The organism is Streptomyces sp. NPDC008137 (assembly GCF_042957035.1).
GTDB lineage: Bacteria > Actinomycetota > Actinomycetes > Streptomycetales > Streptomycetaceae > Streptomyces.
In genome coordinates this window covers 15,863-28,548 of record NZ_JBIBHN010000046.1, presented here as the reverse complement: position 1 = coordinate 28,548, position 12,686 = coordinate 15,863, and the positions used below count along the sequence as shown (strand labels likewise).

General features: G+C 72.8%; 13 protein-coding genes. 6 read left to right on the top strand and 7 right to left on the bottom strand.

The window, feature by feature from the left end; translation table 11 throughout:
• Positions 1-7: 7 nt before the first annotated feature.
• Positions 8-361, bottom strand: a complete 354-nt coding sequence (locus ACFZBT_RS38670) for a hypothetical protein (RefSeq protein WP_391114517.1) — start codon at positions 359-361, stop codon at positions 8-10.
• Between the two features lie 276 nt (positions 362-637).
• Between ACFZBT_RS38670 and ACFZBT_RS38665 the strand changes: the two genes are divergently transcribed.
• Positions 638-1,600, top strand: coding sequence for a phosphotransferase (locus ACFZBT_RS38665; protein WP_391114513.1), 963 nt, complete (start codon positions 638-640; stop codon positions 1,598-1,600).
• A 118-nt stretch (positions 1,601-1,718) separates the two neighbouring features.
• On the opposite strand, the gene ACFZBT_RS38660 is transcribed toward ACFZBT_RS38665, so the two are convergent.
• A complete protein-coding gene (locus ACFZBT_RS38660; RefSeq protein WP_391114510.1) occupies positions 1,719-2,624 on the bottom strand; it encodes a 2-dehydropantoate 2-reductase in 906 nt (301 codons plus the stop codon).
• A 102-nt stretch (positions 2,625-2,726) separates the two neighbouring features.
• On the opposite strand from ACFZBT_RS38660, the gene ACFZBT_RS38655 reads away from it, so the two are divergent.
• Positions 2,727-2,957 carry a DUF2277 family protein gene (locus tag ACFZBT_RS38655; protein WP_391114507.1) on the top strand — a complete coding sequence of 77 codons (231 nt, stop codon included), beginning with the start codon at positions 2,727-2,729 and terminating at the stop codon, positions 2,955-2,957.
• A gap of 26 nt (positions 2,958-2,983) precedes the next feature.
• Here the strand turns inward: ACFZBT_RS38655 and ACFZBT_RS38650 are convergent, their stop codons facing one another.
• Complete coding sequence (locus ACFZBT_RS38650) at positions 2,984-3,589, bottom strand: VTT domain-containing protein (protein WP_391114504.1); 606 nt, start codon at positions 3,587-3,589, stop codon at positions 2,984-2,986.
• A 230-nt stretch (positions 3,590-3,819) separates the two neighbouring features.
• On the opposite strand from ACFZBT_RS38650, the gene ACFZBT_RS38645 reads away from it, so the two are divergent.
• Positions 3,820-4,368: a superoxide dismutase family protein gene (locus ACFZBT_RS38645; RefSeq protein ID WP_391114501.1), complete on the top strand. Its 549-nt coding sequence runs from the start codon at positions 3,820-3,822 to the stop codon at positions 4,366-4,368.
• Between the two features lie 76 nt (positions 4,369-4,444).
• Here the strand turns inward: ACFZBT_RS38645 and ACFZBT_RS38640 are convergent, their stop codons facing one another.
• The 4 genes from ACFZBT_RS38640 to ACFZBT_RS38625 form a co-directional block, all read right to left on the bottom strand.
• Complete coding sequence (locus ACFZBT_RS38640; protein ID WP_391114499.1) at positions 4,445-4,897, bottom strand: DoxX family membrane protein; 453 nt, start codon at positions 4,895-4,897, stop codon at positions 4,445-4,447.
• Positions 4,898-4,977: 80 nt separating this feature from the next.
• Positions 4,978-6,915, bottom strand: a complete 1,938-nt coding sequence (locus ACFZBT_RS38635) for an FAD/NAD(P)-binding protein (protein ID WP_391114497.1) — start codon at positions 6,913-6,915, stop codon at positions 4,978-4,980.
• 185 nt (positions 6,916-7,100) lie between these two features.
• A complete protein-coding gene (locus tag ACFZBT_RS38630; RefSeq protein WP_391114494.1) occupies positions 7,101-8,738 on the bottom strand; it encodes an alkaline phosphatase D family protein in 1,638 nt (545 codons plus the stop codon).
• Between the two features lie 81 nt (positions 8,739-8,819).
• Positions 8,820-9,464 carry a DUF1524 domain-containing protein gene (locus ACFZBT_RS38625; protein ID WP_391114491.1) on the bottom strand — a complete coding sequence of 215 codons (645 nt, stop codon included), beginning with the start codon at positions 9,462-9,464 and terminating at the stop codon, positions 8,820-8,822.
• A gap of 396 nt (positions 9,465-9,860) precedes the next feature.
• Here ACFZBT_RS38625 and ACFZBT_RS38620 point away from each other — a divergent pair, with 396 nt between their 5' ends.
• The 3 genes from ACFZBT_RS38620 to ACFZBT_RS38610 all read left to right on the top strand — a co-directional run bounded on the left by ACFZBT_RS38620 (position 9,861) and on the right by ACFZBT_RS38610 (position 12,682).
• Entirely contained in the window at positions 9,861-10,442 is a 582-nt protein-coding gene (locus ACFZBT_RS38620) for a TMEM165/GDT1 family protein (RefSeq protein ID WP_215121739.1), read from the top strand.
• A gap of 242 nt (positions 10,443-10,684) precedes the next feature.
• Positions 10,685-11,344 (top strand): HAD-IA family hydrolase, encoded by a 660-nt coding sequence (locus tag ACFZBT_RS38615; protein ID WP_391114487.1) that lies wholly within the window; start codon positions 10,685-10,687, stop codon positions 11,342-11,344.
• Between the two features lie 120 nt (positions 11,345-11,464).
• Positions 11,465-12,682: a GNAT family N-acetyltransferase gene (locus ACFZBT_RS38610; protein WP_391114484.1), complete on the top strand. Its 1,218-nt coding sequence runs from the start codon at positions 11,465-11,467 to the stop codon at positions 12,680-12,682.
• The last annotated feature ends 4 nt before the right edge of the window (positions 12,683-12,686 follow it).

The following is a 12,686-nucleotide window of genomic DNA, read 5'->3' as shown; positions in this document are numbered from 1 at the left end:
CGCCCTGCTACGAGGCTCCGCCGGTCTCCTCCGGCGGAGCCTCGTGCGCGTGCTTCAGCTGGGAGCGGGCCGACACCCGCTCGGGGCCGGTGAGTTCGGACCAGTAGCGGTGCGTGCTGACGAACACCGCCAGTTCGTGCTCCCGTCGGCGGAGCTTCTCCACTTCGGCCTGCTCGTCGGCGCTCCAGCCGGGGGAGGCGGGGCGCTCGACCTTGCGCCAGCCGTTGTCGTCGCTGAAGCCGTCCACCGGCTCCACCGACCAGGGCAGCCGCTTCAGCAGGGCCGACAGCTCGGCCCGGACCTGATGGAGTTCCTCCTGACCGGCGAGGAGGTCACTCGGGAAGTCATAGGTCGTAGCCACGACCCAATGATACGCCTGTTCGAATTTGAGTGGCGAGTATCTTCCCGGGGATCGCGCGAAGTGTGATGCCGGAGGTCAGCGGGGGCGGGACCCGCTGACCAGTTCCGTGTAGAACGCGTATGCGATCAACTGTTGCAGCGTGGCGAAGGCGGCGCCCAGGCCCTTTCCCCACAGCGCACACCGAGGTGTGGGCTGCCGAGGCGCCGGACCGTCCCGGCGTCGCCGCACGGGCAAAGTCCGTTGCGCGAGCCGGCGTTCGGATGCTGGGCTGGCGTGATGAGCGATGGCGACGAGGGCGGGGGCGTCCGGTCACGTGCCCTGGACTGGGTCGGGCGGCAGCTCGACACGGGCGAACGGATCACCGGAGTCGAGGCGCTGCATGGCGGCATCACCGCCGAGATGCGGCGGTTGACCGTCGCCGGGCCGGCCGGCGGCACCCGGCGTCTGGTGTTGCGGACCTTCACCGATCCGTACTTCGTGGAGCACGCCGAGGTCCTGCTGAACCGCGAGGCAGACGCCCTTGTTCTGCTTGCGGGCACCGGCATCCCGGCGCCCGGGAGGATCGCGGTCGACCCGACCGCCGCCCACTGCGAGTACCCGTCCCTGCTCATGACGCATCTGCCGGGCCGGACGGTCCTCGACGACGAGGGACTGGAGGCGCGCGTCCCTCTGCTGGCCCGGCAGCTCGTGGCGATCCACACCCTGCGGCCCGCCGAACGGCCCCATGAGTACGAGGCGTGGACGGCCGCCGACGCCGTCGTCCCGCCGGACCACGCCGACGCGGCGGCGTGGGGCGCGGCGATCGACGTCATCCGCGAGCCCGCGCCGCCCTATGAGGGCCGTTTCCTGCACCGGGACTTCCACCCCGGCAACGTCCTGTTCCATGTGCCGCCCCCGGGCCGGGCAGGTCCCCGGATCACCGGGGTCGTCGACTGGGTCCAGACATCCTGGGGCCCGGCGGACCTCGATGTCGCGCACTGCTCCACCAATCTCGCGCTCCTGCACGGCCCGGCATGGGGCCTGCGGTTCGCTGAGGCGTACGAGGAGGCGGGCGGGGTGCTGGCAGCGGCCGCGAGCGAGCGGTTGTACTGGCGGCTGCTGGACGGGCTGGCGTTCGCGGCGGAGGTGCGGCATGTGGCGCGGCCGTGGCGGGAGGCGGGGAGGGCCGAGTTGACGACGCGGACGGTGGAGGGGCGGCTGGATGCCTACGTCACCGCCCTGATGGACGCGCTGGGCTGAGCCGAGGCGGCTCAGGGCGAGGGCGAGGGCGACAGCGGTGAAGCGCCCTCGCCCTGCCTCGAATCGACGTCGCTCATCGCCCGCTGCCGAGGCGAAGTCGGCTCAACGGCTTGCGCCGTCAGGCGAATGAGTGCTCCCTCTCCAGTTCCCCCACCACCCGGGCCGTCACCGGAGCCGGAACGCCGTGCCGCTCGGCCGCGCGGAGCAACGCGCCCCCGATGGCGTCCAGTTCGAGAGGGCGGCCCGCCTCGGCGTCGCGCTGCATCGACGACTTCGTCGAGGGCGGGAAGGCGTCGTAGCGGGCGAGTGCCTGGGCCGGGTCGGCCGGGCCGCCGCACGCGCGGCTGATCGCGGCCGTCTCCTCCACCAGGGCCGTCAGTTCGTCGCGGTGGCGGGTGCGGATCTCGCCGAGGGGAAGGGCGCGGGCGGTGGTGAGCAGCGCGAACGGGGCCAGGAACGACATCTTCGCCCACAGGGTCGCCGTCTCGTCGTCCTGGACGCGGGTGACCGGCCCGGCGGCGGTGAGGGCCTCGGCGAGGGTGTCGAGGCGGGCGCGGGGCACCGTCGTACCGGTCAGGTCGATCTCCGCGAAGGGGCTGCCGTGTGCGATGACGCCGGGGGCCAGACGGGTCGACTCGACGCGGATGACGCCCGGGGCGACGAGGCCGGGGCGGTAGCGGGCGCGCAGGGTCGCCGGGTGTTCGACGCCGTTCAGGAGCGGCACGAGCAGGCCGTCGGCCGGTACGGGTGCGGGGACGCGTGCCAGGGCGGCGTCGAGGGCGGTGTGCTTGACGGTGACCAGGCACGCGTCGACCGGTTCGCGCAGGAGTGTGTCGGCCTCGACCGGGGCCGTGAAGTCGCCGAAGTGCGCGCTGCGGACCCGGACGCCGTCCGTGCGCAGGGTCCGGGCCGTCTCCTCGCCGGACAGGCAGATCACCCGGTGGCCGGCGCGGGAGAGCAGCGCGGCGAGCAGACCGCCCACGCCGCCGGGGCCCAGGACGGCCACGGTGAGTTCGTTCCCCATGTCGGGTTCCTCTCGTCGGTCGGCCCCACAGTGGTGGCCGCCTCGTGGAGATCATGGCAGTGGTCGCTGTCGTCCGGGGGCCGAAAGGGTGAGACTGGGGGCATGTGCCGGAGCATCAAGACACTGCGTCCCCCCGCGATGGCCGAGGAGGCCACGGCGGACGACATTCGGGCTGCCGCGTTGCAGTACGTGCGGAAGGTCTCGGGATTCCGGGCCCCCGCCGCTCACAACCAGGAGGTGTTCGACCGCGCCGTGGAGGCCGTCGCGCAGGCCACGGAGGACTTGCTGGACGGGCTGGAGATCCGCGGAGCCGCCACGCGCCGCGCGAGCTGAGGCCCCAGCCGTCGCGAAGGCGGCTCCTACGACGCCTCCGACGCCCGTGGCCCCCTGCGCATCACGTACGCCGCCCCCGCCCCCGCCGCGAACAACGCCCCCACCGACACCGCCGTCGCCAGCCAGCTCGCGCCCAGCCAGTGGGCGCCGAACCAGCCGAGGGCGACGCTGTACGCGGCCCAGGTCAGGCCGGCCAGGGCCGACCAGGGGAGGAAGTCGCGGGCGCGGCGGTGGGCGGCGCCCGCGCCGAGGGAGACGACCGAGCGCCCGGCGGGAGCGAAGCGGGCGAGGACGACGAGCGCGCCGCCGCCCCGGGCCAGGGCCGCGCCGAGACGTTCCTGCGCGGTGGTCAGGCGCCGGGAGCGGGAGATCGCCCGGTCCAGTCGGGCGCCGCCGCGCCAGGCGAGGCGATAGGCGACCAGGTCACCGAGGACGGAGGCGGTGGCCGCGCAGAGGATCAGCGCCAGGATGTCGGGCACATCGGTCGCCGAACTCGCGGCCGCCGCCGTGGCGACCGTGATCACCAGGACGCCGCTGGGCAGTACCGGCAGAAAGACGTCGAGCAGGATGGACAGGGCCACCACCGCGTAGATCCATGGGCTGCCGATCAGCGACCCCACCTGCTCCAGCACCGCGACTCCCCGTGAATCCCCCGTGGGCCAGACCGTGCCGCGGTGTCGCGAGGGGGGCGGCAGGAATGGCCATGACAGCCATACAGCGTACGCCTGGGGTGTGACGGTCCGTTCACGGGGTGCGCTCCTGGTCGTCACCCGGCTGCCATGTCCCGGCGGGCGGTGGGCGCGGGTGTCCCGTAGCAACGGAAGGGGCTGAATCAGACACAAGGCGAGGAACGGTACACATCATGCTGGCAGGGATAAGCGCGAGCGCCGTCGCGGCCGCTCTGTTCGCCGGTGGTCCGGGCGGTGCCGGGGCTGTCGAGGGCTACTCGGTGCGGGCGGAGGCCCGGTTCGTCGCGCCCGGGGCGGCGGACCGGGCGACGGCGCTGACGTACGACAGGAGTCTCGTGCCCGTGGGCTCGTGGATCGAGGTCCGTCAGCTCACCGTGCCCGGCGGTGCGACGACCGTACGGCTGAAGGTGGCCGGCGTGAAGCCCGGCCACGCGTACGGCGTCCATGTGCACCAGAAGCCCTGCGGCGCCGACCCGGAGGCCGCCGGCGGGCATTACCAGCACCGGCCGTCGAGCGATCCGCACCATGTCAGCCCGGAGAACGAGGTCTGGCTGGACTTCACGGCCGATCGGCGCGGCGCGGGCGCGGCGAGTGCCCGGCACGACTGGGGCTTCCGGCCGGGCGAGGCGGCCTCGGTCGTGATCCACGACGTGCCGGGCGGCGCGGGGGAGCGGGCGGCCTGCTTCACGGTGCCGTTCGAGCCGGTGGACCGGGACGAGTAGGACGCGCCGCGGGGCAGCGGAACGGCGCCTCCCCGGGGCGGGAAGGCGCCGTTCGCCGTGCTGGTGTCCGGGTGGCTCAGGCGGTCACCGGCGTCTGCTCCGTGGAGCGCTGCCCCTGCGCGGAGGTGCGCCGCGCCAGCAGCCGGTCCACGCCGAACGCGCCGGAGCCGGTGAAGATCAGCAGGAACATGGCCCAGCAGTACATGGCCGCGCCCTCGCCGTTGTTCTCGATGGGCCACAGGCCCTCGGGCTGGTGGACCTTGAAGTACGCGTAGGCCATGGCGCCGGAGGATATGAAGGCCGCGATGCGGGTGCCCAGGCCCAGCAGGACCAGGATGCCGCCGACGAGCTCGATGACGGCCGCGTACCAGTTCGGCCAGGCGCCGGTCGCCGCGGTACCGCCCTTGCCGTCCACACCTCCGAGGACACCGAAGAGCGCGACGGCGCCGTGGCAGGCGAACAGCAGGCCTATGACGATCCGGAACAGTCCGAGAGCGTACGGCTGGGCGCCGTTGAGGCGTGCGGTCATGTGGGGGACTCCTTCGGGCGGCCGGCCAGGGCGAGGCCGGTCGGGGGACAGAACCGATGAGTAGCCCACGTTAGGTGTGCCTAATTGATGCTTGCAAGTTCAACATTTGGCCACTGGTTTACCTCTGTTTGGGTGTCGCTTTCGGTCGCAGCCGCACGTAGAGCGGCTCTGGCGACCGCATCCGCGTCCGAAAGCGTGACCGAATCCACACCCGGGCGGGCCCCCGCCGCGGTCACCCAGTGCACACCTTCCGTCGGCACTCCGAACGCGAACCGCCTTTCGTGTACAACACCTTGACGATCCATCAGGCGATACGGGCGGGGTGTGACGTCCAGTCCGCCTGTCTCGTAACCGTCGGCCGTGTGCGGGCGGCACTGGCCCGTCCGCAGCAGCTCGGCGAGGAGCCCGTCGGCGGTGCTCCGCAAGTCGGCTTCCGGGAGTCGGGCCTCTATGAGGGTTGTCACACGGACGGCAGAGCCCGGCACCTCGGGTGAGTGCGCCGCCCACGCCCCGTCCTCCTCCGTCACCTCCAGGCGTGGCCCGAGCACCCGCACCACGCCCGCCTCCATCAGGGCCACGAGTTCCTCGATACGGCGCCGGGGCGGGCCGATGGAGAGAAAGGCGTTGAGCGGCGTGTACCAGCGGTCCAGGTGGTCCCGGCGGGAGGCACCGGCGAGGCCCCCGTGGTCGACGATCAGCCGGAGTTCGTTGCGCAGATCGCGCAGCACGTCGAGGGCCGCCTTCAGCGGGCCCCGGACATTGCCCAGGGCGGCCTGCGCGGCGTCCTCGCGCAGATACGACAGCAGCCAGTCGCGCCACTCGCCGGGGTGCGCGAAATCCCGCCCCGCGTGCGGGCGGGACACCCGCTCCCAGCACCAGCGGTCGGCGCCGGGCACCCCGAACTCGCCCAGCAGCTCCGCCTCCCGGGGGTCTCCGTGCGGTACGGCCAGGAAGCGACCGGTGAACTCCGAGCACTGTCGCGCGGCGATCCCGGAGCGACCGAGCAGCGCGGAGTAGTAGACCGTCTCGACCTCCTTCGCGACCAACGGCCATATCTCCGCGAGGAAGTCGGGCGCCTCCCCGGAGTCCGCGCGCTTGCGGAAGCCCGCGATCGTCTCCGGCGTGAGCACGAGCGGGACGTGCCGGCCGTACGGTCCCTTCGCGTTGTCGCCGCGCGCCTGGTACGGGATGCCGCGCCGCGAACCGGCGTACAGCCGCGGTTCCCGGCCGGAGGGGAGATAGCGCAGTCCGCCGCCCCGGGTGTCCCGGACGAAACGGCCGCCGCGGCCGGTCGTCAGCAGGGCCGTGTGGTCGAAGAAGTTGAGGCCGAGGCCGCGCAGCAGGACGGGCTCGCCCGCGGGGATGGAGGACAGGTCGACGTCCGCCGGGTTGGCGGGCGCGATGTGGCGCAGGCCGTGCCGGGCGGCGTGGGCCGCGAGGCGCCGCTGGGCCGGGTCCGCGGTCGCCGGCAGGTGGCCCTGCGCCAGGACCACCGCGGACAGGCCGGTCAGGACGCGGCCGTCGTCGAGGGTGAGGGCCTGTCGGCCGCCAGGGGTGTCGTCCAGCCGGACCGCGCGGGCCCGGTGCGTCTCGACACGCACGTTCGGCGGCGCGTCCCGTACGGACCTGGCGAACACCCACTCCAGATAGCGGCCGTAGTCGGCCCGGGTCGGGTACTCGTCCGGGTCCAGCGCGCCGCGCGCCCACTCGTACAGGCTGGGGCCCGGGCGGATCGGGCCCGAGCAGTCCACGCTGTCGTCGGTGAACAGGGTCACCTGGCAGGCCACGGTGTTCATCAGCAGCTCGGACGGCTGGGCGGTGCGCCAGACGCGGCCGGGTCCCGGCGGGTCCGGGTCGATCACGTGGACCGTCAGCCGGGCACCGGGAGGGATGAGTTCCGGGGCGGAGGCGCAGAGGCGCTCCAGGACGCTGGTGCCCCGTGGCCCGGCGCCGACCAGGGCGACGGAGACCGGTGGGGGTGGCTCGGCCGGTACGGGTTCCTCGGTCGACGCAGACAAGGGTGGTACTCCCGGGCGTGTGGGGCGCGTGTCGGCGGTCCGCCGGTCGGGAAGCGGACGGTTCGCCTCATCATGCCGTCGCCGGGAGCGGGAACCGATGTCCGTGGGGAAGGATTGACACTCACTGTGGGATGCGTCACAAGCATCACGGGACACGCCGGTCACAAAGGGGTGGAACAGGCGTGTCACGGGGCAAGTTCGGACTCCTGGAGCGTCGTCAGACCAGGGCCCGCTCCCTGACGGGCCTTGGCCTGCTCCAGCCGCAGTCGCGCCGAACGGCCGCGCAGGGTCAGGGTCATCAGCTGGTTGCCGAACCAGGGGCCGCCCGTCTTGCGCCACGTGACCGGCGGACGGGGGAGCCGGCCGTGCCGGGCCAGGCCGCGTCCGAGGGCGCGCGCCACCGCGGTCCAGCCGATGCGGAAGCCCATCCGGATCGACAGCGGGACGGAGTTGTGGACGGGGGAGCAGACGAGCTGCACCACCCGCGCGTCGGGTTCTGAGCCGCGCCACGAGGGCTCGGCGATGTAGGCGTGGTGCACGTCCCCGGACAGCACGCACACCGTCGCCGGCGCGTCCCGCCTCGAGCCCGCCTCGGCGATCAGCTCCGCCAGCCCGGCGAAGGACTCGGGGAACGCCGACCAGTGCTCCAGATCGGCGGCCCGCCGCACCTTCTCCCCGAACCGCGCCCAGCGCTCGCCCCGTTCACCCCGGCACAGCGCCGCGTTCCACCCCTCGGCGTCGTGCACCAGATGCGGCAGCAGCCAGGGCAGCGAGGTGCCGATGAGGAGGTGGTCGTAGGCCCCGGGGGTGTCCCGCACCTGCTCGCGCAGCCAGGCCTCCTCGCCCGGGTCGAGCATCGCGCGGCCGTCCTCGGCGAGGACCCGGGCCGCCCGGCTGTCCACCATCAGCAGGCGTACGCGTCCGAAGTCGCGCCGGTAGCTCCAGCGGACCGTGGTCGCGTCCGCGTCGGCCCGCGCGGCGAAGGCGCGCAGCGCGTCGGTGCCGTCGGGGACCTCGCGGACGGCCTCGTACACCGGGTCGGCCGCCAGCTCCTCCAGGGAGAGGTTGCCCAGGTGCTGGTGGACCCAGTACGACATCAGACCGCTCAGCAGCCGCTCCTGCCACCAGCCGGTGGCCCGCATGTCGGCGAGCCAGGCGGCGGAGGTGTTCCAGTCGTCGATGACGTCGTGGTCGTCGAAGATCATGAAACTGGGCACGGTGGACAGCAGCCAGCGGATGCGGGGGTCGAGCCACGACTCGTAGTAGAGGTGTGTGTATTCCTCGTAGTCGGCGACCCCGTCGCCCGGCGGGTCGTTCAGGTCGCGGCGGGCCGCGAGCCAGCGCTGGGTGCCGTCGGAGGTCTCGTCGGCGTACACCTGGTCGCCGAGCAGCAGCAGGACGTCGGGCCGCTCGCCCTCCGGGCCGGCCGCGAGACGGGTGGCGAGCGCGTCCAGGGCGTCCGGGCCGACGGGATCGTGGCCACCGGCCGGAGGAGAGGCCCAGCGGCAGGAGCCGAAGGCGACGCGCAGGCCCTCCTCCGGGCCCGGCACGTGGATCGCCGAGGGCGGGAAGGGCGAGCCGGGCAGCGGCCACACGCGGGTGCCGTCGAGGAGGACCTCGTACGTCGTGGTCGTACCGGCGGTGAGGCCGGTCACCGGGACCAGCGCGTAGTGGTGGCCCGCGATCTGGAAGGTGCGGGCCGAGCCCCCGGCGCCGTCGGCGCAGCGCACCTCGGCGGCGCACGGACGGCTCGTCTCGACCCATACGGTCGCGGACGAGCCGTCGGTGTACCTCAGCAGTGGTCCGAGGCGCAGTCCGGCCATGATGGTCCCCTCTCCGTCGCCCCGTACGGTACGGAACGACCGATGTCAGCGGGGAGATCCCGGCCGGAAAATACCTGGGTGTCAGCAGCTCGCGAGGTAGTTCGTCAGCGCGGACTTCTCGGCGGAGTCGACCGAGAGGTCGTAGTAGTACTTCACCTGCACCCAGGCGCGGACGTAGGTGCAGCGGTACGCCGTCCGGGAGGGCATCCAGGTGGCGGGGTCCTGGTCGCCCTTGGCCTGGTTGACGTTGTCGGTGACCGCGATGAGCTGCGGGCGGGTCAGGTCGTTGGCGAAGGACTGGCGGCGGGACGTCGTCCAGGAGTCGGCGCCGGAGTCCCAGGCCTCGGCCAGCGGGACCAGGTGGTCGATGTCGACGTCGGAGGCGGCGGACCAGGTCGCGCCGTCGTAGACGGAGTGCCAGCTGCCGCTGGTGGCGGCGCAGGAGGAGTCCTGCTGGACGTTGGAGCCGTCGCGCTTGAGGACGACCTCGCGGGTGTTGCAGGCGCCGGACTGGGTGATCCAGTGCGGGAAGAGGTCGCGGTCGTAGCCGGTGCGGTCCTCGGTGGCGACGGTGAGCGAGGCGAGGTAGGTGCGGGCGGTGGCCGCGCTGACGGGCGTGGGGAGGGCGGCGGAGGCGGCCGGAGAGTTGATCAGTCCGGCCGAGGCTATGAGGCCGGTGAGGCCCGCGAGCATGCTGAGCCGTCGACGCGCGTAGAACTTCGGCATACGAACTCCCTTGTGGGGTGGGGGCGTTGGGCAGCGAGCGGGAGAATGCTCGCCGCGCCGTGTTGCGGGGAGATGTGCGTGAGGTGAGAAGGTAGTGATGAGTTCATGACATGACAAGAGTTCGAGGCGGAACCGTCGGTTCGAGGGCATCGCGTACGATGGGCGGCGCAGAAGGGGAGTAGCTCTTCGCCGGACCGTCGACATACTGCTCAGCTCGCCTGAGCCGGCGCCCGGAGGCGGCTTCGTGGTTCGTCCACGGACCCGCCAGCGAGACCTTCGGCAAGCAGTGCACGCCCGTGCCTTCCGGCATGGGTGCCGTGTGTGCTGCCGTGCCGAGGTGTGTCGCGTGAAGGTTCAGCACTCTCGGTGGGGCAGCCCCGACCGATTGAGGAACCCTTGATCAGCCTGACCGTGACGGCCGTCGTCTTCGGCGTCGTCTTCCTCGCCGAACTGCCGGACAAGACCGCCCTCGCCGGCCTCGTCCTCGGCACCCGCTACCGCGCCTCCTATGTCTTCGCCGGTGTCGCCGCCGCCTTCGCGCTGCACGTCGTGCTCGCCGTCGCGGCGGGCAGTGTGCTGACGCTGCTGCCACAGCAGATCGTGCAGGCGCTCACGGGCGTGCTCTTCCTGGGCGGGGCGGCGGTGCTGCTGCTGAGGAAGGGCGAGGACGAGGAGGAGGTCCGCAAGCCGGAGAACCAGTCCTTCTGGAAGGTCTCGGGCGCCGGCTTCATGCTCATCCTGGTCGCCGAGTTCGGCGATCTCACCCAGATCATGACGGCGAACCTGGCCGCCCGCTACGACGACCCGCTCTCCGTCGGCCTGGGCGCGGTGCTCGCGCTGTGGGCGGTGGCCGGGATCGGCATCGTCGGCGGGAAGGCGCTGATGAAGAAGGTGCCGCTGCGGCTGATCACGCAGATCGCGGCGCTGGTGATGCTGGCGCTCGGGGTGTGGAGCCTGTGGGAGGCCGTGGCCGGGTGAGCGGGGGCGGCTCGGTGGGCTCGGGTGAGCCCGGAAGCGAACTGAACGGTGGGTGAACGTCTGCCGGGGGGTCTGGCGCGAAGCGGGGATTGTTTTGTACCGTGGGGGAACAAAGTGGCCCTCGCCCGTTTTCCCTGACCGGCGGGCGGGGCCGCCTTGTCCCTCCGGGGTGCGGGGCGAACCCGCCGTCCGCCCCCTCCCGCGCTGGACCCGCGACCCGCGCCCGAGCCTTGGAGCAGCCGATGACGGCCACCGCCGTGCTCACCGCCCGCGCCCTCCTGCTGGACATGGACGGCACCCTCGTCAACTCCGATGCCGCGGTCGAACGCGTCTGGCGGGGCTGGGCCGAGCGGCACGGGCTCGACGGGGACGAGGTCATGAAGGTCGTCCACGGGCGGCAGGGCTACGCGTCGATGGCGCTGCTGCTGCCCGGCCGGCCGATGGAGCAGAACTACGCCGACAACGCCCGGATGCTCGCCGACGAGACGGCCGACACCGACGGTGTCGTCGCGATCCCCGGGGCGCCGGAGTTCCTCGCCTCGCTGCGCGGACTGCCGCACGCGCTCGTGACCTCGGCCGATGTGCCGCTCTCGACGGCACGGATGGCCGCGGCCGGCCTCGACCAGCCCGAGGTGCGAGTGACGGCGGAGTCCGTCGGAGCGAGCAAGCCCGACCCCGAGGGCTTCCTGAAGGGCGCCGCCGAACTGGGCGTGGCGCCCGCGGACTGTGTCGTGTTCGAGGACTCCGGAGCCGGGATCGCGGCGGGGCGCGCGGCCGGGATGACCGTGGTGGGCGTCGGCTCCCGGGCCGCGGTCCACGAGCCGGACGTCGTGGTGGAGGACCTCACACAGGTGCGCGTGGAGGCGGCCGGGGACGGGACGATCCGTCTGCACGTCGGGTAGGTGCGCCCTCCTCCCACCGGCGGCGGTCGTAATTCGCTTGCCCCTGTCGCGGGGCGACGCTGCACTGTGGCCAGGCGCCACGAGGCGTGGTGCCGGTATCGCGAGGAGGCAGCGGCAGCGATGGAGATCCGTCCTACGACCGACAAGGATCTCGACGTCTTCGTCGACACCCTGCACGCCGCGTTCGGCCTCTTCCCGGAAACCCCGGTCGAGGGCGGCGGGCTCTGGTGGTCGGCGCTCGAAACGGACCGCTGCCTGCTCGCCCTGACGGCGGACGGGCGGCCCGTCGGCACCGCTGCCACGTACCCCTTCGAGCTCACCCTGCCCGGTGAGACCCTCGTCCCGGTCTCCGGGGTGACCGCGGTGGGTGTCCTGCCCTCGCACCGGCGCCAGGGCGTGCTCACCGCGATGATGCGGCATCAGCTCGCCGGACTGCGGGCCGGCGGGGACTTCCTTTCCGTGCTGCTGGCCTCCGAGGCCTCGATCTACGGCAGGTTCGGCTACGGACCGGCGACCCACACGTCGGAACTGAAGGTGTCCCGCCACCGGGCCGCCCCCGCCCTCCCCCGGGCGGGCGGAGCCGCCGACGCCCGCGCGGCCGGCTCGGTCGAGGTACTGCGGCGGGCCGAGTGCGGCGACATCCTGGAAGAGGTCTACGACCAGTACCGCCGCGCACAGCCCGGCGCGCTGTCCCGGCCGCACCGCTGGTGGGCCCTGCGCGCGGGGCAGCCCCCGATATCGCCGGCGCCGCGCTACGTCGCCGTCCACCGGGACGCCGACGGCGCCCCGGACGGGTACGCCAGCTACTCGATCGAGTCCGGCACCCTCACGGTCGACGAGACCGTCGCCACCGACGACGACGTCTTCACGGCCCTGGCCCGGTTCGTGCTTGAACACGACTTGGTCTCCCAGGTCGTGTTCAAGCACGTCCCGCCCGAACACCCGCTGCGCTGGCAGCTCGCGGACATCCGCGCCGGCGAGGTGAGCGGCGTCATGGACTGGCTCTGGGTGCGGTTGCTGGACGTCCCGCGTGCGCTGACAGCGCGCGGCTGGTCCTCGGACGGTGACCTCGTCCTCGACGTCGACGACCCGTTCCTCGGCGAGCGCGACCGCTGGCTGCTGACCGTCCGGGACGGCAAGGCCGACTGCGTCCCGACGGACCGGGAGGCCGACCTGTCCCTGGACGTGCGCGACCTGGGCTCGGTCTACCTCGGCGGCACCGCCCCGAGCACGCTCGTACGTGCCGGACACATCCGTGCCCACCACCCGGGCGCGGCCGGCCTCGCCGACGCGCTCTTCCGCGCCGAGCGCTCCCCGCACTGCCTGCACTGGTTCTGACACC